Below are 22,895 nucleotides of genomic sequence, written 5' to 3'. Positions count from 1 at the left end.
AAGCAAATAAAAAGGGGCATCCATTAACGGATACCCCTTTTTCATTGAACATGCCAATGCTTTTGCGCTTACCTTACTATAGTAATAAAACCCTTTTTGGTGCCGAAGCCAGCGCCAAAATCGATAATGTAATAATAGGTACCTTCTGACAATGGCGAGCCGTTAAGCGTGGCATCCCAATTGTTTTTATAGCCTTTTGTCTTAAACACGGTTTTTCCGGCGCGGTCAAAAATCGTAACCGAGTTGTTTGGATAGAGATCGATGTTTTCGACAATCCAATAATCGTTTACACCGTCGCCGTTTGGCGAAAGGATATTGGTGGCATTTAAGGTTTTGAAATCTTCTTTTACCTCAATGGTGATACTTTGCGTACTGCTTCTGCCATAAATATTGCTTCCAGTAACCGTATAAGTGGTGGTTAACGATGGTCGAACCGTTAACATGGCTCCGTTTTGTCCGGCTATGATACCATTTGCCGTTGCCCATTGGTAAGTTACAGCACCAGTTGCCGTTAACTTAGCCGTCTCGCCTTTACTGATACTATTGCCCAAGTTGCTGGTGATGGTAATAACAGGTGCCGGATTATCGATAATTTTCAGGGTCTGCACCACTGGAACCGCAGCCGTATAATTGGCATTTCCAGCTTGGCTTGCTGTAATGTTTACGGTACCTGCTTTCAAGATTTCCACCTGATTGCCATTGATCATACGGGCGATACTTACATCGCTACTGGCATAGCTAACCGTTAAACCCGAACTGGCCGTTGCCGTAAGCAGGAATGGCGCGTCGGTAGAAAGCTTATCAGCCAAGGCCGCAAAGCTAATGGTCTGCGAGGTGCTACTCACGGTTAAGGCTCCCTGCATGTAGCTGATGGCGTAGTTTTGCGCTACGGCGCCACTGGCGGTAATCGGGTAAGTTCCAGCTGGAGAAGACAGTGTTGCAGTGGTAGCAAGACTTACCGGGCTGGTTAATACCGAAGCATTTTCTGTACCTACAAAGCCTGAATAGCTTGCCGTTAATACAGGATTAGCTTGATTGTAGAATTTTGTTTTGTTGTCGGCGGTAATAACCAATGCTTTTTTAGCGATGCTGAGGTTTGCGCCTGTATAGTTCAGGGTGTAGTTGCCACTGAGTGACAGGTTATTCTGGCTGATGGCATAAGTACCAACGTTCTCACCTGTTGTCCTTGAAAGCGAACCTGTAAAACCATCACCGGTTACCAACGCAGGGCTGAAAGTATAGGTCAACACAGGATCGGCATCGCCGTAAACCTTGTTCTTCGCATCGGCGATAACGCTGATTGTTTTCTTGCCGATAGTCAAGTCTGCACCGGTATAATTTAAAATGTAGTTGCCACTGATTGACAGATTGTTTTGGCTGATGGCATAAGTGCCTACATTTTCACCGGTTGTCCTTGAAAGCGAACCTGTAAAACCATCACCGGTTACCAACGCAGGACTAAACGTGTAGGTCAGCGCCGGATCGGCATCGCCGTAAATCTTGCTTTTCGCATCGGCGGTTATGCTAATTGTTTTCTTGCCGATAGTCAAATTTGCACCGGTATAATTCAAAGTGTAGTTGCCACTGATTGACAGATTGTTCTGGTTGATGGCATAGGTGCCTACGTTCTCGCCTATAGCCCGGCTTAGCGAACCGGTAAAGCTGTCGCCAGTTATTAAAGCTGGACTGAAAGTATAGGTCAATGCTGGATCTGAATCGCCGTAGACCTTGCTTTTTGTGTCAGCAGTTACCATTATGATTTTCTTGCCGATGGTTAAGTCTGCACCAGTATAGTTCAAAGTATAGTTGCCGTTCAGTGCCAAGCTGTTCTGGTTGATGGCATAAGTGCCTACGTTCTCTCCTACCACGCGACTTAGCGAACCCGTAAAGCTGTCGCCAGCGATTAGTGCCGGACTGAAGGTATAGGTCAGTACTGGGTCGACATCGCCGTAGACCTTGCTTTTTGCATCGGCTATAACATTAACCGTTTTCTTGCCGATGGTCAAATCAGCACCGGTATAGTTCAACGTATAGTTGCCGTTCAATGCCAAACTGTTCTGGTTAATGGCATAAGTTCCTACGTTCTCTCCTACCACGCGACTTAGCGAACCCGTAAAGCTGTCACCAGCTACCAATGCAGGACTGAAAGTGTAAGTCAGTACAGGGTCTGCATCGCCGTAGACCTTGCTTTTTGCATCGGAGATTACCGCTATAGTTTTCTTGCCGATGGTCAGGTCGGCACCGGTATAGTTCAAGGTATAGTTGCCATTCAGCGCCAAGGTGTTCTGGTTGATGGTATAAGTTCCTACGTTCTCGCCGGTTACTCGGCTTAACGAACCCGCAAAGCTGTCGCCAGTTATTAAAGCTGGGCTAAAACTGTACGTCAATATAGGGTCTGCATCGCCGTAGACCTTGCTTTTCGCATCGGCGATGACGCTGATGTCTTTCTTGCTGATAGCCAAATCAGCGCCGGTATAGTTCAAGGTGTAGTTGCCACTGAGTGACAGATTGTTCTGGTTGATGGCATAAGTTCCTACATTCTCGCCAGTTACTCGGCTTAACGAACCGCTAAAACTATCGCCGATTACCAACGCAGGACTAAACGTGTAGGTCAGTACAGGGTCGGTATCACCGTAAATCTTGCTTTTCGCATCAGCGATTACATTAATTGTCTTTTTGCCGATGGTCAAATCAGCACCGGTATAGTTCAAAGTGTAGTTGCCGTTCAGCGCCAAGCTGTTCTGATTGATCGCATAAGTTCCTACGTTCTCACCTGTTGTCCTTGAAAGCGAACCGGTAAAGCTATCGCCGGTTACCAACGCAGGACTAAACGTGTAGGTCAATGCCGGGTCGGCATCGCCGTAAACCTTGCTTTTCGCATCGACGATTACACTAACCGTTTTCTTGCCGATGCTGAAATCTGCACCGGTATAGTTTAGCGTATAGTTTCCGTTCAGTGCCAAGGTGTTTTGATTGATAGTATAAGTTCCTACGTTCTCGCCAGTTACTCGGCTTAGCAAACCGGTAAAGCTGTCGCCGGTTACGAGTGCAGGACTGAACGTGTAGGTCAGCGTAGGGTCTGAATCGCCGTAAACCTTGCTTTTCGCGTCGGCGATAACGCTAACCGTTTTCTTGCCGATACTTAAATCCGCTCCGGTATAATTCAGGGTATAGTTGCCGTTGAGCGCCAAAGTGTTCTGATTGATGCCATAGGTACCTACATTCTCTCCTGTTACACGGCTTAGCGTACCTATAAAACTATCGCCGGTTACCAGTGTCGGACTGAAAGTGTAGGTCAGTGCTGGATCGGTATCGCCGTAGACCTTGCTTCTCGCATCGGCAGTTACCGTTATGGTTTTCTTACCGATGGTCAAGTCAGCACCGGTATAGTTCAACGTATAGTTGCCGTTCAGCGCCAAAGTGTTCTGGTTGATGGCATAGGTGCCAACGTTTTCACCGATTGTACGGCTTAGCGAGCCCGTAAAGCTATCGCCGCTTACCAATGCAGGGCTGAAGGTATAAGTCAGTGCCGGATCGGTACCGCCGTAGACCTTGCTTTTTGCATCGGCGGTTACTGTTATTGTTTTCTTACCGATGGTCAAATCAGCACCGGTATAGTTCAAAGTGTAGTTGCCATTCAGTGCCAAGCTATTCTGGTTGATGGCGTAAGTGCCTACGTTCTCTCCAGCTGACCTTGAAAGCGAACCGGTAAAGCTGTCGCCCGTTACCAACGCAGGGCTGAACGTGTAGGTCAATGCTGGATCTGAATCGCCGTAAACCTTGCTTTTCGCATCGGTTATAACATTGACAGCTTTCTTGCCAATGGTCAGGTCGGCACCGGTATAATTCAGGGTATAGTTGCTGTTCAGCACCAAGGTATTCTGTCCGATGGTGTAATCACCTACGTTTTCTCCGGCTGACCTTGAAAGCGAACCGGTAAAGCTATCACCCGTTACCAATGCCGGGCTGAACGTGTAAGTTAACACAGGATCGGCATCGCCGTAAACCTTACTTTTCGCATCGGCATTAACCGCAATTGCTAAAGGATTAATAGTCAGGTTTCCTGTGGCATCTACGGCCGTGTAATTGGCATTGTTCAAAGTTGCCACCACAGCATAAGTACCAACATTTTTTGGAGCAGTTGGCTGACCGTCATAACTCAAACTTATTCCGGCTATCCCATTTGGCGATACATTGACTGCTGGCGTTTTTGCCGAGCCGTCATAAACCTGTGTCAAGCCATTCAAGCTTAAAACCGCAAGGGCTTTATCAATTGTTAGGATTTGGGTTACACTTGTTGCTCCGTTGTAGTTGGCATTGCCTAATTGCGATGCCGTAATGGTAGTCGTTCCGGCGCCTACTAGGGTAACCACGTTGTTTTGGATAGTCGCTACAGTGGTATTCGAGCTGGTATAAGTAATCGGATTTCCAGACCCACCGCCAGTTGCCGTTAGGTTAAAAGGCGCATCGCCGAAAGTTTTGTTGGCCAAGGCACCAAAGCTGATGGTTTGATCTTGACTAAGTACCGTTAATGGCTGCACCACATCGGTTGCCGGATTGAAATTGGCATTGCCTGCCTGCGATACCGTAATGTTTGTTGTACCAGCTCCAACCAGGGTAACTTTATCACCATTTATCGTGGCTACATTGGTATTTGAACTTGTATAGGTAAGTGGAATTCCTGAATTGGTGCCCGTTGCCGTTAAATCAAAGGGAGCATCGCCGAAAGTTTTGTTAGCCAGGGTACCAAAGTTGATGGCCTGGTTCTTTTTATCTATCGTAAGCGATTGTTGTATGGCCGGTGCAGCGGTATAATCTGCATTTCCAGCCTGATTGGCTGTAATGGTGGTAGTTCCGGCTCCAACAATGGTTACTTTGTTGCCACTAATGGTCGCTACGCTGATATCGGAACTGGTATAATTTATCGCATTGCCTGAATTGCCACCGGTAGCCGTCAGATCGAAAGGAGCATCGCCATAAGTCTGGTTGGGGAGTGCCGCAAATGTAATAGCCTGATTGCCGATAACATGGATAGTTAAATTGAAATGAGTTGTTCCACTGGCATTGGTCGCATTGACTTGATAAACCGTTGCTGATGATACCACAGTTGGCGTACCACTTATGGTACCACTTACCGGATCAAAACTCAATCCATTAGGCAATGCCGGACTAATGCTATATGTTGCCAATCCGCCCGAATTGGTAGGCACTATTGGCGTTATGGCCACATTAATCGACAGGTTTTGCGGACTTACATAAGTGATATTAGCCAAAGGAATGGGTGCAACGACCAAGTTAAAAGATGCAGTTCCTGTTCCGCCATTGCCATCGTTAGCTATAATTTCGACAGCCAACGTACCCACTGCGGCATGATTTGGCGTACCACTCAGCTTTCTGTTGGTTCCATCAAAACTTAACCAACTCGGCAAGGCCGCCCCACCAGCCAACCTGGCCGTATAAGTGAGAACATCGCCATCCAAATCCTGAAAAGTATTGCTCGCAAAAACAAGGCTGAATGGCGAATCTTCTACTGCATTTTGTGCAGGTATGGCATTTGCTACAGTTGGTGCATCGTTAACCGAAATCACGATAACCTGGCTGTTCGAGGCCCCGCTGTTGAGCATGCCGTCTTTAACGATAAAGCTTACCCACCTGTTTAATGTGGACGGATTGGAAGAAGTATTCGAATATTTAACCGCACGCAGGGCCGCCTCGAACTGGGCCGGCGTAGCACCTGCTGCCGTGCTCAAACTCAGAATGCCCGTGGCGGGATCGAAAGTACCTATGATATCGCCCATGGTGGCCGGATTGCTGGCCAGCGAAAGCACATCCTGGTCTGCGGCATAATTGCTGGTGATTGACACCTTTGCCGAACTGAGATAGGCATTGTCTACATCAAAAACCACGATCCCTGCATTGATCGCAACTGCCGGACCTTTTTCGGTATAGGTGGCGTTGCTCGTGCCAACCACTGCAGGCGCATCGTTAACCGCAGTGATGTTGACCGTGCTCGAAAGCACGTTGCTGTTGGCAGCCCCATCGTTGACCGTAAAGTTGATGGTTCTTGCCAAGACAGACGGATTGGACGAATGGTTGATGTACTTGACCGAACGCAGGGCCGCCTCGAACTGGCCCAGGGTGGCCGTGGTGGCCGTGGTCAGCGCAAGCGTTCCAGTGGCCGGATCGAAGGTACCGGCAATGTCGCCCATGGTGGCCGGCACGTTGGCGAACAGCAGCTCGTCCTGCCCCGATACATAGTTGGTGCCGATGACCACCTTGGCACTGGCCAGATTGGCATTGTCGGCATCGCTTACCGTAACCGCAGCGTTGACAACCTTGGCCGGATCTTTTTCTGTATAGCTGAGCACGCTTGTGCCGGCCAAAACCGGTGCATCGTTAACCGAAATCACGATAACCTGGCTGTTCGAGGCAGCGCTGTTGAGCACCCCGTCGTTAACGATAAAGCTTACCCACCTGTTTAATGTGGACGGATTGGAGGAGGTATTCGAATATTTAACCGCACGCAGGGCCGCCTCGAACTGGGCCGGCGTAGCACCTCCTGCCGTGCTCAAACTCAGCATGCCCGTGGCGGGATCGAAAGTACCTATGATATCGCCCATGGTGGCCGGATTGCTGGCCAAAGACAGCACATCCTGGCCTGCGACATAGTTGCTGGTGATTGACACCTTTGCCGAACTGAGGTAGGCATTGTCTACGTCAAAAACCACGATCCCCGCATTGATCGCAACTGCTGGGCCTTTTTCGGTATAGGTGGCGTTGCTCGTGCCAACAACCGCAGGCGCATCGTTAACCGCAATGATGTTGACCGTGCTCGAAAGCACGTTGCTGTTGACTGTCCCATCGTTGACCGTAAAGTTGATGGTTCTTGCCAAGACAGACGGATTGGACGAATGGTTGATGTACTTGACCGCACGCAGGGCCGCCTCGAACTGGCTCAGGGTGGCCGTGGTGGCCGTGGTCAGCGCAAGCGTTCCGGTGGCCGGATCGAAGGTGCCGGCAATGTCGCCCATGGTGGCCGGCACGTTGGCGAACTGAAGTTCGTCCTGCCCCGATACGTAGTTGGTGCCGATAACCACCTTGGCACTGGCCAGATTGGCATTGTCGGCATCGCTTACCGTAACCGCAGCGTTGACAACCTTGGCCGGATCTTTTTCTGTATAGCTGAGCACGCTTGTGCCGGCCAAAACCGGTGCATCGTTAACCGAAATCACGATAACCTGGCTGTTCGAGGCAACGCTGTTGAGCACCCCGTCGTTAACGGTAAAGCTTACCCACCTGTTTAAAGTGGACGGATTGGAGGAGGTATTCGCATATTTAACCGAGCGCAAGGCTTGCTGAAATTCGATTATAGTAGCCCCTCCAGCAGAGCTAAGGCTTAATACTCCCGTAACAGGATCAAATGAAGCCACAATATCAGCTATCGAAGCCGACATGCTCAATACGTCTTCACCAGCCACATAATTGCTGAATATACTTATTTTGGCACTTGCCAAGGTCGTGTTATCGGCATCGTCCACTATAATTCCCGCATTGATCGCAACCGCTGGACCTTTTTCGGTATAGGTGGCGTTGCTGGTGCCAATCACAACAGGTGGCGCAGGATTAATGGTAAGTGCGGTGGCATTACCCGATGCCTGTACAAAAGTATAGTTTCCGTTATTAGCTGTTAATCCCGATCCGTTGATGCTGTATTGCCCAACAGGACTAACCGAATTGGCTGGCGAAGTAAAGGCCAAAGTTCCCGTGGTGGCCGTAGCCTGGGTTTGCCCCAGTACAAAACCTGTTATCGTACCTGAAAAGGCCGGATTAGACGCACCATAAACCCTCGAAGCGGGATTGGCTGTATACGTTAAAGTACTTGAGGTAATCGTTAAAGCCGTACTGTTTGTACCGGCTTGAGCAAAGGTATAATTGCCATTGTTGGCCGTCAAACCACTGCCGTTGATGGCATAAGAGCCAACATTGCTACTGGTTGTGGCTGCACTTGTAAAGGCCAAGGTACCTGTGGTAGCCGTAGCCTGGGTTTGCCCCAATACAAAGCCCGTTACCGTACCCGAGAAGGCGGGATTGGAAGCGCCATAAGCTCTCGAGGCCGGATCTGCAGTATAAGTCAATGAAACAGGAGAAATACTCAAAGCGGTGCTGTTTGCTGCTGCTTGTACAAAAGTATAATTGCCGTTGTTGGCCGTCAAACCACTGCCGTTGATGGCATAAGAGCCCGCATTGCTGCTTGTTGTGGTTGCACTTGTGAAAGCCAAGGTGCCCGTGGTAGCTGTAGCCAGGGTTTCGCCGTTGGCAAAGCCTGTTACCGTGCCCGAAAAAGCAGGATTGGAAGCTCCGTAAGCTCTCGAAGCGGCATTGGCCGAATAAGTTAAGGTGGCCGTGTTAATGGTTAAGGCAGTATTGTTTGTGCCTGCCTGAGCAAATACATAATTGCCGTTATTGGCCGTTAAGCCACTTCCATTGATGGCATAAGTGCCGATGTTGCTACTTGTGGTGGCCGCACTGGTAAAGGCCAAGGTACCTGTAGTAGCCGTGGCTTGGGTCTGGCTCAAAACAAAACCTGTTATCGTACCCGAAAAGACCGGGTTTGATGCGCCATAAGCCCTCGAAGCCGAGGTGGCTGTATAGGTTAAAGTAACCGGATTAATGGTTAAGGTACCGGAGGCCAAGGTAATGTTGTAGTTAGCTGTAATATCTACGCTTGAAGCGTTTTTAATCACAACCGAACCATTATTGATGGATATATTACCGGTTCCTGCATTGGCAGTAGCAACCGCTTCTGCACTTGTTAAGGTAGCAGCAGTAATCGAAGCGCCACTCGACAAGCTTCCTGCGGTAATCGAAACCGCACTGCCATCACTTGCAAAATTGAGCAACGTGCCATAATTTTTGCTGGTGTTATTGGCCTTTACCGTAATGTTGAGCTTATTCACCGTACTTGTACCAATCGCCGATGTTTTGCTTACCGCCGAATTACTGGTCAGGTTAATGGTACCGCTATAGTTTCCTTCGTTATTGCTGGCGGCCAACCTTACGTAAACCGTTGTTGCACTAATGGTACCCGCAGCTCCAACTGTAACACTAGTACCGTAGCCACTACCCGCACTTAAGCTCACTTCAAAGCCCGCAGGCGCCGCCACTAAAATGCCTGCCAACATATTGGCACCAGCAACCGTAAAGGTACCGGGACTAGAAGCCGTTCCATAATTGCTTGCCGGAATGGCCGAAACAGCCGTTGCCGTAATTGTAGGGGTTAAAGTTGTAAAGCTTTGTTGGTTGCCATATCCCGTAAAAGTATAAACCTGTCCGTTGCTTACATCGGTAAACGAGTTGATGGCATAGGCCCTTACATTATAAGTTGTACCTGCAGCCAGGCTATTGGGCGTTCCAGAAAAAACGCCGTTGCCACTACCTAGGCTAGCCTTATTGTTGACTAGGGTTGGCATAGTAGGACTTGTGGCATAAACTACCCCACGCTCGGTAACAGTAGCGCCGCCATTATAGGTTACATTGCCTCCCATGGTAGCGTTATTTACCCCTATTGCACTTGGCGCATCCGTAGTTAACACAGGCGCACCAAAAAGCCCATCCCCGCTCAGTTGCAACTGGCTGCCTACCACTTCTACCCAGGCACCTACAGTGAGCGGTGGCGGTACATCTGTATTGATTTTATTGTAGTAATAGGCATTTCCAGTTTGACAGGTTGGATGGTCCAGATCAGAATCCATTACCCAAGCATTAAAGCCCTGGTTATTGTAATTGGTGCACCAACGAATATTGTAAGTATAGGTTGTACCAAAACTATCGGTACCCACACCTGAAAAAGATACCTTCCCATTGTATAGCGACCCATTTTTGTTCAGGACAACCTGAGTAGTTTGATAAACATCCTTATAAATGATGGAGTTCTGGCCAATGGCCCAAACAGAAATAAGGAGCAGTGGTAATAAGAGGTAAAGTTTCAGTTTCATGAGCGTTAGTTTGGTATTTGATAGATGGCATAAAGGCTACCTCTGTTTAATGAGATAGCCTAATGATAAATTTGAGCGTTAATAAATTAAATATTGTGGATTATACTTGAACAACATAAATAATGTAGTTCACCGCAAGAGAGGGTTGTAAATTGCTGGTTTCTTCTGTTTTATGCTGGTCTAGTTCAATGGTGGCCTGATGCAAGTTCCATGATTTGGTAGCTGCCTGGCCATATTTCAACAAACCTCTCGGAAGCGAAGCAAATACATTGCCCTTCGGATTTGCGCTGTCTGGCGTACCACTACTCGCCCAAAGATCGTGGCTATGTGGAGGTAGAGTTGATAATTTATAATTTCCACCACCGGCTTGACCAATGGTATAGTTAGATAAACCCGGCGCCTGTCCTACACCCAGCGCCACCTTGCCCCTCAAATCCGGCAATTTAAAGGTTTTGCCAGTTTGGCCTCCATAATTATACTGAAGCACCTGAAAAAGCGGATTAAACTGTGTATTGATAGGCATTTCTTGCCCGGCGCAAAACATCCATCCTCTTGGAGCGAAGTCTCCACCAAAAATTCTTATTTCTCCTAAAAAAGCGTCCATAGTATTTTGATTGTGTCTGGTTAATGGTTAAATATTATGATCTTGATGGATAAATTCCATTTAAGGCAACGGCTAACACAAGCCCTATTACCGGCTGTACATTACTCACAGGTGTTGCACCGCCTGTTTTACCCACTGTGTTCTCGTCCATCGTCGCCAGGTTTCCAGATGGGTCTCCTTTAAGGTAATGCGTTCCAGGTGCTACATTTTTTACAGTAGCCAACAAGTTACCTTCAGGCGACACGGCGGTACCATCCCCATCGGCTACCCTCACATCGTGTCTGTGGTCAGGCATGTTATTGTGCGTAAGCGTAGTTGCCATCGCGCCTAATTTCTTTCCAAAAGCATAAAGAGGATCGTTTGGAGAACCGCCAACCGGTGTTCTTCCATTTAAATCGGGTACGCCAAAATTGGTTTGTCCGTCGCCGCCATATTGGGTCAGCAAGATGGTAGACAAATTCTTCGTGCTACTATTGATCGGCAATATTTGGCCATTGCACTGTACCCAATCCTTGGCCAAACGGTCATTCCAAAACGGGAATAGTTTTACCTCGCCGATATAGTTCTCTACAATACTCATTACGCCTTCATAGCAAATGATATAATTCATGGCCAAAAATGGTTGCAGGGTTGGCGCCGAGGTTGCAGCACCCGTACTCACGATGGAGTCGGCACTCATTTTCACTTTTTTGTTCACATCGTAAGCACTATAGGTAGAGATTGGCGCTTTATTACCATCCAATGTAGTGGATATAAAAACATATTCGTCCAGATTCGAGTTCCCATTGTTTTCAGTCACATAGAACGAATGGCTATGAGGAGGCAGATTATCCGCGCTAAGCGCCACGGATTCGGCACCAGCTTTATCCGCCAGGGCCAGCTTAACCGTGTCAGTTTTATTGCCTACATGCACCGGCACACGTCCGCGCAAATCGGGCACATTAAAATACTGGCCATCGCCCCCAAATGTTTCCCTTAACATCACGTACAAGTCCATGTATTGGTTGATATCCAAGGCCCTGCCATCACATATTACCCAGCCATCGGGTGCCTTATCGCCCGCATACAACCTCACTTCTCCAATAAAATTGTTTCCGTTCATAACTCTGTTTTTTAGTTTGGTTTATTTTTAATTAAAATTGGTTTCCTGACTAAAAAATAACCGATAAAGTTGCTCAGCACGAGATATGGCTTGTTTGCGGTTCGAAGCAGAACCCAGCTAGATGTAGGTAACAACCAGCTATTGCAAACAATAGCTGGTTAATTGTTGAGAGACATTATAAATTATTTTATAGGATAATCTTTTCTAATTCGCTTTCAAGGAGATAAGAGCGTTGATTGCGAATAACAAAACGAAGTTAATTAACCTATAGTTATATAGGAAAGGAAGTAAGGCCAAATTTGTCCATAGTTATAAATCAGTACAAATTTCGGCAAACAATTTGCCTGCTAGGCTAATAGCCTTGGTTTTTCACGTATGCCGACGGGCTCTGCCCTACCAGTTTCTTAAACGAGTTGTAAAAAGCGCTGCGCGAGGCAAAGCCTGCATCGTGTGCCAAGGTTTCGATGGTATAGCTCTGCATAAACCCGGGCTTTGCAATCTGTTCTTTCAAATCGGCAATGCGATAGGTATTCACAAAATCCATAAAATTCTGTTGGTACTGGTTATTTAAGATAGACGACAGCTTGTGTGGCGATAAACCCAAAGCCTCCGAAAGCGACTTAAGGCTGAGGTTTTTGTCTTTAAAGGCCTGTTTTTCGGTCATGTGGCGCTCTATTTGCTTGCAAAGTTGCTCCATTTCCTTATCCTTTTTAAGCGAAAGCGCATATTGCTTCTGAATTTTAACCAGCGTTAGGGGTTTCATGTCGAGCAGCGAAGCCACAAACTCTGAGGGCAAACGTTCCATATAGCCCGGTTTGGTTTGGATAAAATAAAGATAGCGCTCTTTGGCACTGCCTACGCGTACAATATGTGCACGCTCCTGCGCATCCATGTAATACTGCTCGAGCATGACCCTGAAAATGAAATTGAGTTCGAAATAACGCAGAAAAAACCCTTGAAGCACATTAACCGGTATGGCCACCAGGCTTACATCTTCAACAGCTATAATGGCTTCTTTAGAGGCACCATTACCATAAAGGCCAGAGATAGAGCTTACAAATTCGTTCTCTACCGAGATATAAGTTACAATATGCTTTTTCTTATGTGTGGTGCAGCCCATCAAGGCTCCTTTTTTGATAAAGTACACATAATGGCAAATGGCATACTCTTTAACCAAAACATGGCCTTTTGGATATTCAAAAGCAACCATATTGGCATAGGTTTCTTTTTTGAGTTCATCCCCTATGGGATAAACTCGGCTTAAAAGGTCTATAACCAGATCAGAATCCGATTTTATAGCCCTTTGAGGGGGTAGTTGTTTAGTGAGCAAGGATATGAACGATTTAAGGATGATTAATAATCCAAAAATATTAAAAAAAATATTTTAGCCTATATATTTCTCCAATTAAACCACTGATTTATAGCCTGGAGCTTGATTCAATTCAATATACCAAATTTTATTGCCGATTTATAATTTTTAAGGCGCTTGAAAAAAAATTGAACAACCCAAAAAGGGCTGACATAGGGTTGTCAGTGGCGCGCTGTTTCTTTGTATTAACAAAAAGATCAAATCACAAACAATAGCTAAAATTTAATCATGGAAACACAAAACCTAACCGCTACAGAATCTCCGGTATTCGCTTCGAGCAATGACATGTTAAACCAGTGGCTGGGCCATCGCCGATTAACCCGACGCGTAATCGAGGCATTTCCGGCCGACAAATTATTTACCCACAGCATTGGCGGCATGCGCACCTTTGCCCAAATGGTCAAAGAGATCATCGATATTTCTGGACCTGGCGTGCGTGGCATTGCTACCGACAACTGGGACCATGCCGGCAGCCTTAACGGCCATGTTATTGAAGAGGCAGACCAAAACAAAGAGGCTTTATTGCGATTGTTTGATGCCGGAACAACAGAAATCGAAACTTTCCTGCCTCAAATTTCGACAGCAAGGTTCCAAGAAAACGTGGTGACATTTGGCCTATACGAAGGCGTGGTTTTTTCGTCGCTCCTGTATTTTATCGACAACGAAATCCATCACCGCGCACAGGGCACCGTTTACCTGCGCAGTCTGGGCATAGAACCGCCTGCATTTTGGAACAGAAACTAATTTCGACAACACCTGCGAGGTTTTAAAACTTCGCAGGTGTATGGCTTGACATGAAACCTACACGCTTTATTAAGCTATACAGGTTACTGGACTTCCTTTACAGAACCAACAAAAAAGCCCCTCATTTACAGGAGGGGCTTTTAGCTTTTTAACTGCGCTTAGAGCGTAGCCATATCAATCACAAAACGATAGCGCACATCGCCTTTCAGCATTCTCTCGTAAGAAGCCGTGATGTCTTTAATGTCGATCACTTCGATATCCGACACGATATTATGTTCGGCGCAGAAATCGAGCATTTCCTGAGTTTCAGGAATACCTCCAATGCCAGAACCGGCCAAACTTTTACGGCCACCCAACAAGGCAAACGGCTGTACGGCATAAGGTTCTGAAGGTACGCCTACGCAAATATGTGTTCCGTTGGTTTTTAAAAGCGACAGGTACATGTTCATATCGTGCTCGGCAGAAACCGTATCCAAGATAAAATCGAAAGAACCCCTAACCGCTTTTAGCTGTTCAGGATCTGAAGTTACCACGAAATGATGCGCGCCCAATTCTTTAGCCGCCGCTTCTTTGGATGGAGAAGTACTCAGTACCGTAACTTCGGCACCAAAAGCTACGCCAAACTTTACGCCCATGTGGCCCAAGCCACCCAAGCCTAAAACGGCCAATTTATGGCCCTTGCCTACTTTCCAGTGGCGCAACGGCGAATAGGTGGTAATACCGGCACACAATAAGGGCGCGGTAGCAGCCAATGGCAGCTTATCGGAAATATGCAGCACAAATTCTTCGCGTACCACAATGGTATTCGAATAGCCACCATAAGTAGGCACGCCTTGTCTGTCTTTGTTATTGTAGGTCTGTGTATTTCCTTCAAAGCAATATTGCTCCAATCCGTCTTTGCAGTTTTCGCAAACCTGGCACGAATCGACCATACAGCCCACACCGGCCAAATCGTCTAATTTGAATTTCTTGACATGGTCGCCCACCTTAATTACACGGCCCACAATTTCGTGGCCTGGCACCATTGGGAAAATACCCGGAAACCAGTCGTTTTTAATTTGATGGAGGTCTGAGTGACAAACCCCACAGTATAATATTTCCAGCTGAACATCGTGTGGCCCAACTTCCCTGCGCTCAAAATCCCAGGGTGCTAAATCTGTTGTTGCAGTTTGCGCTGCATAACCTTTGGCTTGTATCATAAATTATTAATTAAGTTTTGTTACTAACAAAGCTACAATCAATCGCCTAAAATCCGGCTATAAGATTCAAAGCAATAATTATAGATTTCAAACAATTTTGCACAAAGCAAAAAAAGCACCTCGTGTAAAAGGTGCTTTTGATCGTTCGATGGTGACCAGCTTACCATAAATTAACCGTAACCGGCACTACATAATTGTAAATAACACCGCTATCCCAATAAACAATGCCAACCCAGTACGTACCCGGGCCACCAAATGCCGACATGGGAATATTAATGGCATTGCCTTCGCTGCCTGGAAATCCGGCACTTTGGTATTCGATGTTGTAGTCGTTGATGTAATAGTAAGCACCAGCAGGAAGCGGGTCGCCATACCAGGCAAAATACAAAGAGCCCGTTGACGAATAATAAGTGGAGCCTGGACCAATCAACACGCCTTCCGGGTAAGAAGTAGACAATTTTTCAGCAAACAGTCCGGCTTTCTTTTGGATCAGTCCGTCGGTGGCTTTGGCGCTTTGGCTAAGGCCTAGCCCTAGCGCAATTACCAATGTAAATGCAGCAATTAATTTTTTCATAATTTTCCGATTAAGTTTTATAATTAACTATCAGTTAAATTACTCATTATCAAACGGATTAGGATAGATGTAAAAAAATAGAGCAAAAGGATAAGATTGATTCCTTGGCCAAGTCCGGTTGTTTGGCAGGAGAAAATATTCAAATCCGTTTTCGGGCGCGAGTTCCAATCTTTAGCTTTGCCTATCAATCATCAAATCATTGCTTCATGAGCCAATTGATCAGTTCGATACTTCTTGGATCTACATTTTTGCTTGCCTTTGTTATCTTTTGCAATCCTTATCGCGTCAACAAAAGGGCAAATGTTTGGTTTGGTGCATTTGTAACATGTTTCTTTCTGATTGTGCTCCAAAATATCGGGTTAAGCACTGGTTTGTTTAACGAAAACGACTTGCTGTTCCAATTTTTGGGTATCGCCAACTTTGCCATTGCACCCATTTTTTACCTGAGCGTTTGCTTTTATGCCACCCCTTTCAGCAGTTGGAAACATAGGGATTACCTGCATTTTGCTTTTGCATTTTTGATGCTACTGATTATCGTTGCTTCTCTATTTCTAGACCAGGAAATACCTGCCGAAACGATAACTACAGCACAGCAAGACAGCGCCGAGCATATCTTCAACCTCCTTTTCGGCCTGCAACTAACGGTTTATTGTGTCCTGGCCTATCAAAAAATAGCCAAACATCGCCAAAATATCCTGTTGCTCAATTCTTCTATCGAGTACATTGAGCTGAAGTGGCTGCAAAACCTTTGCATTGGGGTAATGGTATTGGCATTTTTCTGGCTAGCCGATATTCTTTTTAAGCTTTCCGATACTTCTTCCCTAGTTGATGATTTAACCAGTCTGCTTTATTTAACCGGTGTGCTCTACATCGCTTACCAATGGCTGAGGCAAAAAGAAATCTTCCCTTACAATTTAGGCGAGCAGGAAGAACTCAAGGCCATCATAGCCGAAACCACGCAGCAGGAATTGGAAAAGAAAAAATTAGTGCCCGACGACAAACTGGAAGAACTTAAAACCCAAGTGCGCGAACTGATCGAAACACACAAACCCTACCTCGCCGACGACCTGAACCTGATCAAGCTCGCCGAACAATTGAACATGTCGAGCCACCAGCTTTCGTACGTCATTAACAATGGCTTTAACGAAAACTTTTACCAGCTGATTAACCGTTACCGCGTAGAAGAAGCCAAAAAACTGATACTCGACCCCAAAATGGACCATTTGAGCCTGTTGGGTATTGCTTTTGAAGTGGGATTCAGCTCTAAAACGGTATTTAACACCACGTTCAAAAAGATGACGGGGCAAACACCTTCCGAATATAAAAGAAACAAGCTGGCAAAAACAGGTTCTGATTGATAAACCAGAACGCTCGCCCCTTGCTTTTATCGGTCTTTTGTCTAAAAATTTCTCAAAAAAATGAAAAAGACAAAAAACCTTATCCTCTTTGTATCGATGTTGTTCTTGCTTGTTTCGTGCAAAAAAAGCAGCCCAACTAAAAAAACAGACGAACAAACCCTAACCCAGGCCTCGGTCAATTTGGGCACCCATCAATTAGCGGCCTATACCTTGATCCGACAATCTAAATACCTGGTGGTATTTGAATCTGGCCTTGGCGACGGTCATGACGTATGGAACCAAAAAAATGTCATTTCCAGCATCGCCGCTACCTCCGATGTGTTAAGCTACGACAGGGCTGGCTACGGAAAATCGACCCTTGGCCCCAAGCCCAGAAACATCAGCACCTTGAGCGCCGAATTGGCCAAGCTTATCGAACAATTTGCAAACCACAGCAAAGTGATCCTGGTTGGACATTCGTTGGGTGGCATGGTGATTAGGGATTATGCCATCAAAAATCCGGATAAAGTTGCGGCGCTGTTGTTTATCGACCCCTCCCACGAGTATTACAATCGTCCTTCAACAACCGATCAAGAGCAAATTTATAACGAATTCAAGAACGCCTATGGGGCAAATTTTGGCGGGGCCTTAGAGGCCAGCTGCCTCATAGAGGATTCGAACTATACGGCTACGCTCCCCAACTTACCTCATGTACCTGTAACGGTGATTTCGAGCACGAAAACAGATGCCTTACATTCAACCGCCGACAGAAAGAAATGGTTCGATGCCCACGAGCTTTTAAAAGCTGGAGTTAATGATTTTACGCATATCGCCACGGCAAACGCTGGTCATTATATCATGGTAGACGAGCCCAATTTGGTGGTAGACAGCTTTAAAGCTTTGCTCAAAAAACTTCCCTAATTAAAAAACAGCTTCATAACCCACTGTAAGATTGCTTATTAGCAAATATTATACTTTTTTTTCTTGTGTACGTAGGGGTACGTGCCCAGGTTGTTGTCATATTATCAAATCACAAAAAACAATTAATCCACTATTTAAAAAAGTATGAAAACTTACAAGTTTTATTTAATGATTGCCGTTATGATGATGGCAACTGTTGCTGCAAAAGCCCAAACTTCGGAAACCAGCTTTGGCCTCAAAGCCGGGTTAAACTATGCCAGCTTGCCTAGCAACCTAAGTGCCATTACCGACAAAAAAGGAAAGATAGGCTATAATTTGGGCGCTTTTGCCAGGATTGGCACCTCGCTTTATTTTCAGCCCGAGCTTAACTATGTAACCTTTAAGAGCTCGTACAATTATGCGGCCCAAACCTATACGCCCAAGTTCCATCAGCTTAATCTGCCGTTAATGGTAGGCTACAAGCTGATTAACACCGATGCGCTTAACTTCAGGATTTCGGCAGGCCCCGATCTCAACTATACGTTAAACAAAGCTGTAGGTCCCGCGGGGTTCGACTATAAAAAACTGAATGTGGGCGGCGTAATCAATGCTGGTGTAGATATTGGCAACCTCACCCTAGATGCGCGTTACAGCAGGGGTTTTACCAAAATCAACAAACAATTGCAGGAAAAAACCAACCTGTTTAACCTATCTGTAGGCTTAAAAGTGTTTTAAGCTAAGCCAAATTCTTTGCAAAAGGGGGAAATCAATTGATTTCCCCCTTTTTTATGGGCCTTATCGCGATTGACACAAAATGACAGATATCTATCATTTATATCCACCAACAAGTACACTATTTTTGTAGAACCATCCCCAAAGCAACGCGCTCAAACCAAAAAGCATCCCGCTTTACTTTTAAACACACTTCATGACAACCAAACTATTGGCTATTTGCTTGGCGATGCTTTTATTTACCGTACCTGTTTTTGCAGCAGTTCCAGTTGATGGGCAGGCTTGCCTAAACCATCTTACTGGAGATATCTTTCAAACCCGTACAGCCGCTCCGCCTATATCAGGAAGGTATACCTATGCCAATTCTGATCCTATTGTGCAGAGCGGTTCGCTTTGCTTTACCTACGTTACAGTTGGCCGATGCTACATAGAAGGCGTTCCAGGGCCTCTTTCAGGTGCTACTTGGAATGCCGTAACCATTACCGTTTATGATTGCCCTTTGGATGATTACGCCATTCCATTCTTAATTGCAATATCGGTTAGTACCTTTTTTATGCTAAAAAGACAGAAAGCGACTTTGGCTTAGCTAGTTGTACCTAGCGATGAACCATTTGGGTTTATTGTTGAAATTATTGGGTCAACTCCCCCCGAGCTCACCATTGAAAGTGTCGGTTAAATAGTGAGTAACCGGATCATGAAAAAACCAAAACCCATCAACCCGTCAAAGTTCTTAGCAAAAATGAAAGTTAGCAATAGCTGCAAAATCAACTACTACAACCTGTTTGCTAAAACCATTGATCAAGCCAAGAATTTTGCCATTGGGCCATTTTATGGGTATATCACCAATCACATCGATAAGAGAATTGAATGGGTTAGCGAAAACATTAACCAGTTGACCCCTCATACGAAACGGGAATGGCTAAACCATGATCCAGAATTCTGCCTAGCTCAATTTTTGCCCGAAGACAAGCCCTATGTACTAGAAGCACTACGTTTCATTGGCGAAAATTATCCCAGCATGAGCGAGGCCGAAAGAAAAGCCGTTAAGGTCAATGTCTATGCCCGGGCGCTAAATGCCAAAAAAAAATATACTTGGATAATGATTCAAGTGCCTGATACCTACATCAACGAAAAGAACCAGGTTGAAAGCAGTCTTTACATCGTTTATGATTTACCGCATTTCCGTATAGCCAACCAGCCTTTTTTTTCGGTAATTGACCACAATAACCACGAAATACAGTACCATAAACAAGAGGAGCATCGAATGATGGATACAAAGCCTCTCATGGTCAGTACCCGCGAAAGAGAAATCCTAAAACTGATGGCCGAAGGTTTTAATTCTCCCGAAATCTCTCAAAAGCTCTTTATTTCCTACCATACCGTTGAGAACCACAAGCGCAACCTCCGGAAAAAAACAAATACAAGAACCTCATCAGCACTGATGGTATTTGCCATTACGCATAACCTGATTTTTGTTTAGGCAAGAAAAAATTGATGTAGCAAAAAAGCCACCTGAAACCGATTGATTATGAGTCTCCTACTTTGACCGCCCTCTTATAGACGAAAATCTCCATTTTTGACTTACAGAAGCAACATAATCACATTTTTTCAAATCTTAAATTTTTACTCCGTAACGTTCTATTCTATCCCGTTCCGAAGTTCTCTTATATTCATCCATATTGTAAGAGCAGAAAATGATCTCTCCTCGCCAACTCTATATTGATCTCATTTTTTGTTAATATGGGTTCCATAAGCCTTTTTTACGCAAAACATGTAGTTTTTACGTAGGTAAGTCAAAAATATTTTACCCTAGTGAAGAATTTGTGGCCCGTAACATTATACATTACCAATCCGGATTGAGCTGGGGTGTTGCTTCAGGCAGTTTTTGTTTTTTATAAACACCCTTCGTATCAAAATAGACTTCTATGAGATTTCCCATCGAATCTATCTTCAAGTAGCTTTTATTAAAAAAGGCCCTTGCAGTTTTCACCAAAATAAAGGTTACAACCTTGTCGTTTTCCTGGTAGAAATAGCCCATTTTTCCTTTCAAAGGATTGATGTCTTCAATTGTTAAGCTAGATCCTTTGTAGTGAGTAATGGAAACCTTGTTATTACTATAGAATTTGTAAAAGAACTTATTTTCCTTATTTACATAGATACTGTTTGTATCAATAGTTGATTCTCTAGCCCTATATTTAGTCAACGATTTAGGTATAAATTTACCTCTCACCATACCATAACTATTATAGCTAAAGTTGACACATCCCATAAATTGGAGCGACACCAAGACCAGAAACATACCTTTAAAAAACCTTACCATAATGTAAAATCCGTTTCTTTCTTTTAGTATATGCCTACCTTTTGTTTCGATGGATATAATTCTATCGATTATTGATATTTGAAATCAATCGTTATCATGTCATTCGCCCTTTCCTATCGTGCTTTCGTTGCCATCACGAATAGCCCTATAATGTGGCGACATGATTTCGACACCCGCAGCGTCAAATGCATCGTGTATGTTTTTATGTAATTCTGAATAAATACGGCCCATTTTTTCGGGTTTTGAGGTATAGGCATTGATCTGGTAGGTAACATACCAATCATCGAGGCTCTTTTGAAATACATAAGGTTGTTTCTCTTTGATAATATCTTCCGTAGCCAATGCTGCCTCAATCAGTAATTTATGGATGGTTTGCCACGGAATGTCATAACCCAAGGTAATTTTTGAATGAAGCACAAGCCCTCCCTTTTTACTTAGACTGGAATAATTTATGGTATTGCCATTAAGTATTGCGCTGTTGGGGATTGTTACTATTTCATTTTTAACGGTCACCAGTCGGGTTACCAATAGCGACTTCTCTAAAACATCTCCTTCAACGTCGCCAATCTTAACCGTATCGCCGATGGCAAAGGGTCTCATATAGGTAATTACCATGCCTGCAACGCCATTGCTGATTGCAGAAGAAGAACCGAAAGAAATCAGCAAGCCCAAGAATACCGAAACCCCCTTGAATATATCGGAATCAGAACCAGGAATGGATGGCCAGATGACCACAAGCATAAAGGCATCCAATACAATTCTTACAATATTATAGGTAGGTTTTGCCCAATCAGGGTAAAACCCTGTTATTTTAAGTTTTTCTGTCTCTATTTCATGAGATAGAAACCTGATGCCTTTTTTAAGGTATCTGAATACAAAGAAAATGACCAATATTTTAATAAAGTTCGGGATGAAATTTACAATAGCACCAAACATGCTTTTAAGCGGAACCAGTACAAAGCTGATCAGGCGATCGCTCCATGGTTTTGTCCAGGGGAAAAGCTGAAATATTAGAGGTAGGGCAACATAGACCAACATAACGATAAGGAAAAGCTTAAGCAATCCCAAAACCCTGTTGATGAGCAGCAGTTCATTTTCACGGTTGATCAGTTCATAGTCCTTGATTTTGATATTACCAAGTTTATCTTTCACCTTAATACCAAGCCAGGCGGTAAACCTGTTAAAATACTTATTCAGGTAAAAAATACAGAGTATCAGTAAAAACAGGATTAGCAATCCCATTGCAGCTCTTTTCAGCAGCTCGGTCAGATCGGTTTCTTTTTTGTACTGCTCGACATTTTTAATGATTATCTGCCTGTAGGTTTGGGCTAGTACTTTTCTATCCATTCCAACTGAACCTGCATCCGCATTGGATAAGCTGATGAGTATATCGCCTTTATAAGCTACATCTGTAACGACGGTATCGCTTTTGATCTTTACAGAATCAGGGAGGAATAGCAGATCCTCCGCCAATCGCTCTATTTTTTCAGAGCTCCTTTGTGCCCGTTCTGTTGCAGGCAAGGAACCGAGCTTATTTTTAATATGGAAAAGCGTATCCCTGTGAGAGATAACAGGAAATCCTTTATCAATAGGTTCTGTTTGAGCATTAACGCCTTGAGATACACCTAATAGCAGCAGCAGTGAGAAAATTAACTTCATTGAAATGTTATGGTTACTAGTAGTAATAATAAGCAATTTTTAGAATATCATAAACATGTGGGGGTTTATCTCTGGCCGTTGTTCTTAAAAACAGGAGTAAACCGAAGTTGCCGAGCCAGATACACTCGATTTATTTGATATGAAACATGATTGCTGATAGTAATCGGTAGCAGAAAAAACAAAAAACCGTCTCCAAATTTCTTTGTAAGACGGTTTATTAGTGGGCCCACCAGGACTTGAACCTGGGACCGACGGATTATGAGTCCGGCGCTCTAACCAACTGAGCTATAGGCCCTGAAAAACCAATTAGGTTTTGCGAGTGCAATGTTACATATTTGCAACGAATTTTGGAAACCCTTT

14 protein-coding genes and 1 tRNA gene are annotated in these 22,895 nt (G+C 44.9%); 6 read left to right on the top strand and 9 right to left on the bottom strand.

The window, feature by feature from the left end; translation table 11 throughout:
* Positions 1-68: 68 nt before the first annotated feature.
* The 4 genes from VRU48_RS01615 to VRU48_RS01600 form a co-directional block, all read right to left on the bottom strand.
* Positions 69-9,995 carry an MBG domain-containing protein gene (locus VRU48_RS01615; protein ID WP_330106184.1) on the bottom strand — a complete coding sequence of 3,309 codons (9,927 nt, stop codon included), beginning with the start codon at positions 9,993-9,995 and terminating at the stop codon, positions 69-71.
* A gap of 100 nt (positions 9,996-10,095) precedes the next feature.
* Positions 10,096-10,599, bottom strand: a complete 504-nt coding sequence (locus tag VRU48_RS01610; protein WP_330106183.1) for a phage tail protein — start codon at positions 10,597-10,599, stop codon at positions 10,096-10,098.
* A 34-nt stretch (positions 10,600-10,633) separates the two neighbouring features.
* Positions 10,634-11,701, bottom strand: coding sequence for a phage tail protein (locus VRU48_RS01605; protein ID WP_330106182.1), 1,068 nt, complete (start codon positions 11,699-11,701; stop codon positions 10,634-10,636).
* Positions 11,702-12,053: 352 nt separating this feature from the next.
* Entirely contained in the window at positions 12,054-12,911 is an 858-nt protein-coding gene (locus tag VRU48_RS01600) for a helix-turn-helix domain-containing protein (protein WP_330106181.1), read from the bottom strand.
* Between the two features lie 387 nt (positions 12,912-13,298).
* Here VRU48_RS01600 and VRU48_RS01595 point away from each other — a divergent pair, with 387 nt between their 5' ends.
* On the top strand, positions 13,299-13,814 hold the full coding sequence (locus VRU48_RS01595; RefSeq protein WP_330106180.1) for a DinB family protein: 516 nt from the start codon (positions 13,299-13,301) through the stop codon (positions 13,812-13,814).
* A gap of 158 nt (positions 13,815-13,972) precedes the next feature.
* Here VRU48_RS01595 and VRU48_RS01590 read toward each other — a convergent pair whose 3' ends face one another.
* Both VRU48_RS01590 and VRU48_RS01585 read right to left on the bottom strand, forming a co-directional pair.
* Complete coding sequence (locus VRU48_RS01590; RefSeq protein WP_330106179.1) at positions 13,973-15,013, bottom strand: NAD(P)-dependent alcohol dehydrogenase; 1,041 nt, start codon at positions 15,011-15,013, stop codon at positions 13,973-13,975.
* A 160-nt stretch (positions 15,014-15,173) separates the two neighbouring features.
* Positions 15,174-15,587 carry a hypothetical protein gene (locus tag VRU48_RS01585; RefSeq protein WP_330106178.1) on the bottom strand — a complete coding sequence of 138 codons (414 nt, stop codon included), beginning with the start codon at positions 15,585-15,587 and terminating at the stop codon, positions 15,174-15,176.
* Between the two features lie 341 nt (positions 15,588-15,928).
* Here VRU48_RS01585 and VRU48_RS01580 point away from each other — a divergent pair, with 341 nt between their 5' ends.
* The 5 genes from VRU48_RS01580 to VRU48_RS01560 all read left to right on the top strand — a co-directional run bounded on the left by VRU48_RS01580 (position 15,929) and on the right by VRU48_RS01560 (position 20,036).
* Positions 15,929-16,945 carry an AraC family transcriptional regulator gene (locus VRU48_RS01580; RefSeq protein WP_330106177.1) on the top strand — a complete coding sequence of 339 codons (1,017 nt, stop codon included), beginning with the start codon at positions 15,929-15,931 and terminating at the stop codon, positions 16,943-16,945.
* A 60-nt stretch (positions 16,946-17,005) separates the two neighbouring features.
* The gene (locus VRU48_RS01575) at positions 17,006-17,845 is read left to right on the top strand and encodes an alpha/beta fold hydrolase (RefSeq protein ID WP_330106176.1); all 840 of its coding nucleotides are present in this window, start codon (positions 17,006-17,008) and stop codon (positions 17,843-17,845) included.
* A gap of 144 nt (positions 17,846-17,989) precedes the next feature.
* Positions 17,990-18,559: a porin family protein gene (locus VRU48_RS01570; RefSeq protein ID WP_330106175.1), complete on the top strand. Its 570-nt coding sequence runs from the start codon at positions 17,990-17,992 to the stop codon at positions 18,557-18,559.
* 193 nt (positions 18,560-18,752) lie between these two features.
* A complete protein-coding gene (locus VRU48_RS01565) occupies positions 18,753-19,142 on the top strand; it encodes a hypothetical protein (protein WP_330106174.1) in 390 nt (129 codons plus the stop codon).
* Positions 19,143-19,295: 153 nt separating this feature from the next.
* The gene (locus VRU48_RS01560; RefSeq protein WP_330106173.1) at positions 19,296-20,036 is read left to right on the top strand and encodes a response regulator transcription factor; all 741 of its coding nucleotides are present in this window, start codon (positions 19,296-19,298) and stop codon (positions 20,034-20,036) included.
* 363 nt (positions 20,037-20,399) lie between these two features.
* On the opposite strand, the gene VRU48_RS01555 is transcribed toward VRU48_RS01560, so the two are convergent.
* From VRU48_RS01555 to VRU48_RS01545, 3 genes are all read right to left on the bottom strand, one after another.
* Positions 20,400-20,789, bottom strand: a complete 390-nt coding sequence (locus VRU48_RS01555) for a hypothetical protein (RefSeq protein ID WP_330106172.1) — start codon at positions 20,787-20,789, stop codon at positions 20,400-20,402.
* Between the two features lie 186 nt (positions 20,790-20,975).
* Positions 20,976-22,535, bottom strand: a complete 1,560-nt coding sequence (locus VRU48_RS01550) for a mechanosensitive ion channel family protein (protein ID WP_330106171.1) — start codon at positions 22,533-22,535, stop codon at positions 20,976-20,978.
* Positions 22,536-22,756: 221 nt separating this feature from the next.
* Positions 22,757-22,830: transfer RNA gene (locus VRU48_RS01545), tRNA-Ile, on the bottom strand.
* Positions 22,831-22,895: the final 65 nt, after the last annotated feature.

The organism is Pedobacter albus (assembly GCF_036324255.1).
In the GTDB taxonomy this organism is placed as follows: domain Bacteria; phylum Bacteroidota; class Bacteroidia; order Sphingobacteriales; family Sphingobacteriaceae; genus Pedobacter; species Pedobacter albus.
The sequence above is the reverse complement of the archived record's forward strand: the minus strand, read 5'-3'. Positions and strand labels throughout refer to the sequence as shown.